Annotated in this window: 1 protein-coding gene; it reads right to left on the bottom strand. The window is 45.8% G+C overall.

Translation table 11 applies throughout. The features are described from left to right. A partial coding sequence (locus B3Z75_RS00575; RefSeq protein WP_294066555.1) for a hypothetical protein occupies positions 1–225 on the bottom strand: 225 nt, incomplete at both ends.

Here is a 225-nt window from a genome sequence, read left to right as displayed (position 1 = left end):
TCCTTTTCGCTTGCGCGCATCGCCAATCGCTTTTTGCACATCCTCCCTGTTGAGTGAGAGTTGATACACATCACCAATCCTTCCGGGTTTCGTTTCTTTGGGCAAATCGTAAAGTATCCTATCAAGCTCAGGAGTGTTCTTCACCTCAAGAAGATCACCCTCAAAACAGGCATCATCGGTTTTAAGGCTATTGTCACTTTTAAGTTGCTCCAGTAGGGCGGTATA

This window comes from Proteiniphilum sp. UBA1028, assembly GCF_002316955.1.
GTDB lineage: Bacteria > Bacteroidota > Bacteroidia > Bacteroidales > Dysgonomonadaceae > Proteiniphilum.
The sequence above is the reverse complement of the archived record's forward strand: the minus strand, read 5'-3'. Positions and strand labels throughout refer to the sequence as shown.